The sequence below is a fragment of the uncultured Subdoligranulum sp. genome (assembly GCF_937890665.1).
The window spans coordinates 1-2721 of record NZ_CALADU010000125.1 but is presented as its reverse complement, the minus strand read 5'-3'; the positions used below and the strand labels follow the sequence as shown (position 1 = coordinate 2721).

At 43.6% G+C, this 2721-nt stretch carries 3 protein-coding genes and 1 tRNA gene; 2 read left to right on the top strand and 2 right to left on the bottom strand.

Annotated features, from left to right (window positions below; all coding sequences use genetic code 11):
• A partial coding sequence (locus Q0526_RS07630; protein ID WP_298732211.1) for a hypothetical protein occupies positions 1 to 1484 on the top strand: 1484 nt, incomplete at its 5' end.
• Between the two features lie 57 nt (positions 1485 to 1541).
• The gene (locus Q0526_RS07625) at positions 1542 to 1877 is read left to right on the top strand and encodes a hypothetical protein (RefSeq protein WP_298732209.1); all 336 of its coding nucleotides are present in this window, start codon (positions 1542 to 1544) and stop codon (positions 1875 to 1877) included.
• A gap of 97 nt (positions 1878 to 1974) precedes the next feature.
• On the opposite strand, the gene Q0526_RS07620 is transcribed toward Q0526_RS07625, so the two are convergent.
• Complete coding sequence (locus Q0526_RS07620; protein ID WP_298732207.1) at positions 1975 to 2385, bottom strand: hypothetical protein; 411 nt, start codon at positions 2383 to 2385, stop codon at positions 1975 to 1977.
• Positions 2386 to 2443: 58 nt separating this feature from the next.
• Positions 2444 to 2520: transfer RNA gene (locus Q0526_RS07615), tRNA-Arg, on the bottom strand.
• Between the last annotated feature and the right edge of the window lie 201 nt (positions 2521 to 2721).

Sequence of the window (2721 nt, the reverse complement as noted above, 5' to 3'; positions counted from 1 at the left end):
ATATTTATAGCACTCTTGCAAAAGAGGAATTTAAGTACCAGACAGCACCTCCGAACACTATTTTCTTCGGGACAAATTTGGAAACGGTCATCAACAATGTAGAGAATTATTTCTTTTCTGCTGTGCTATATGGTTCCTACACACATATGGCAATTGCACGAACAATTTTGGCTAGAGTTCTCTATAAGTACGATGAGTTTACCCAAAAACGCCCGCTACTGCTGGACTGTATAAAAATTTTAGTTCTTTGTGGAGATACAAAGCAATTCAAGAAAGTTATTGATTACAAATGGGATGACGCATATGCTGAAATTGTTTCTCATGCTGATGAAATTTGGACTTTAACAGATGCTGCAGCTCCGCTATACAAAGAGACTATAAAGCAAGCTGTTATCACGAAGCTGGGCCTGTATTTGTCTAACTTCAAATTTGAAGAAGTGCAAGTTTTTTTAGAAAACCTTGCACCAACGGTATATTGGGGGACTTCACAAGATTATTTTGAAAGTATTAGTCAAAATATGTGCCGTCTGAATTGCACAAGGGTGATGTGCATGCTTACCGGAATCATAAAAGAGCAGCGATTCCACCTTGGGGGGAAACTGTCAAACATTATTCTGCAAATGAAACTGGATAATGTAGATACAGAAACACAGAATGTGTTTTGTACCGTCCTTAAAGAGAAGCTACCCTTTATTGTCAAAAATGGTGGATCACCGCAAATTATCACCGCATTGGCAAGTCAGAGCCCTGAAATATTCTCCGTTTTGTCCACGGTTCCTGAAAACGGCCTCACAGGAGTAGAAAAAACTTTCTACGATATAAATATGGGTGAAGGAAATTGGGGCGAAGTATTGACCCATGAAATTGAAACTGCGAGAAAGCAGTTTGAGGTTAATAAACAACCGGGGATATATACTGGATTTTATGAATTGCCGTATGCAACGATAAAGAAAGTTATCAGGGAGCATTATGCCTCTTCTATGGATGGAGTAATTAAACATAATTTCTTCCCATTATGCGTAGAGATACTAAACAGCCAAGCTGTAGCAAAAGTAAAAAACGATTGTCTTGATTGTCTTTGCGATGTTTTGGTTTTCAACCCAGAATTGAGAACTAATGCCTATTCGGATGAATTCCTGCAAGGTCTGACAAACCGAGGCAATGTCTTCCAGGAGATCTCCATAGCGCATACAACACTGCCTGTAATACTCCCACTTCACGTTCAGGTCCCCTGGCCAAACCAAAAGTGCTCTGGTCTTTTCCGGCGGCTTCGGCGGAATGGGAGGGCGAGGTGCCTGAATCTCATAATACCCGTCCTCCATCTGGGCCCCAAGAAAATCGTCTCCGCCATAATTCTCTGGATGCTCCAGATAGTCCTGGTATTCTCCGATCGCAGCTGCGATCTCCAGATCTCGATCCGTTGGCTCCAAGTCTTCCGGTTCCTGAAACAAAGAGTACTGCTCTGTCAGCACGCGCGCCTCTGACAAAATCTCTTCCGTTTCCTGAAGCAACTGAAACACCCGGTGTCGTACCAGGGAACGGTGGAGTTTGATCATCTGCTCATTGGCATCAAACCAGTCCTGCATCTGATGGCTCTTTTCATAATTCACCATCTTGCAGACAGCTTTGGCCAGTATCCGGCGGAGCTTGTGATACTCATCCGGAGAGATGTTCAAAACCTCAGCAGTCAACTCACCCAGAGGATACTCTTGTCCATTCAGATCCAGGGTTTTCTCGCCAATATAGAATGCGATGGACTGAAACATCCGGATCACCTCTTTTTTGTCAGCAAACGTTTTTTATTTGTCTGTACCCATGCGTTCGATAAGAACAAACAGGCAGCCAGCAAGGTGCTCCAGGAGGGGCTGGAGATCTGAGGCAAATGCAGAAAAGCAGCAGAAGCTAAATTTACTCCTGCTGCTTTTTTATTCGTTTTGATGGACTACATACTGTCAAATCATATGGGTAATATCTTCATTGCGTTCCTATCTGCAGATAAATCAAACCTTCTGCATCCCCGTTTTTATCTGTAGAAAAGCAAAGGCGCTTACTCTCAATTTCAAATGATTGGTGAAACAGGCTTTCACCATATGGTTTCACAATAATTTCTTCGTTGCAGTCTTCAAATTGGTCTGCTGTAACATCAAGAACGATTCCATCATACTCAATCCAAGCGTGAGTTCCATTTCTCCTGCCGCAAACATAATAAAATTTTTCATCTGGATATTTTTCTGACAGCCAGGCCCCTAAGACCCTGCTGACACATCCACACCATCCTCTTGGAAAAGGCGAAAAGTACCATATCTTTTTCTCATTAGAAACCTTTTGAGCTGCGAAACGAACAGCTTGGCAAGTGTCTACAAGTTGATGATAGCCTAAGCCCATTTATAGCAGTCCTCCCAAATGTAAAAACCACCGGAAACATGAAGTTTTCGGTGGTTTTTGGTACGCCCGACTGGATTCGAACCAGCGACCTTCAGAGTCGGAGTCTGACACTCTATCCAACTGAGCTACGAGCGCATATTCACTTGCAGGGGAATTGCTGTTGCGTGGAAACAGTAGTCAAATAGTAGTCAACGGTGGTGCTTCAGTTTCGCTTCCCAGCCGCGATCCCAGTGACCACAGGACTTTGCCGCATATCTCAACTGGATCGACCTGAAATGTCGGAGTCTGTCACTCTATCCAACTGAGCTACGGGCGCATGTATGGATTCACGGTGCG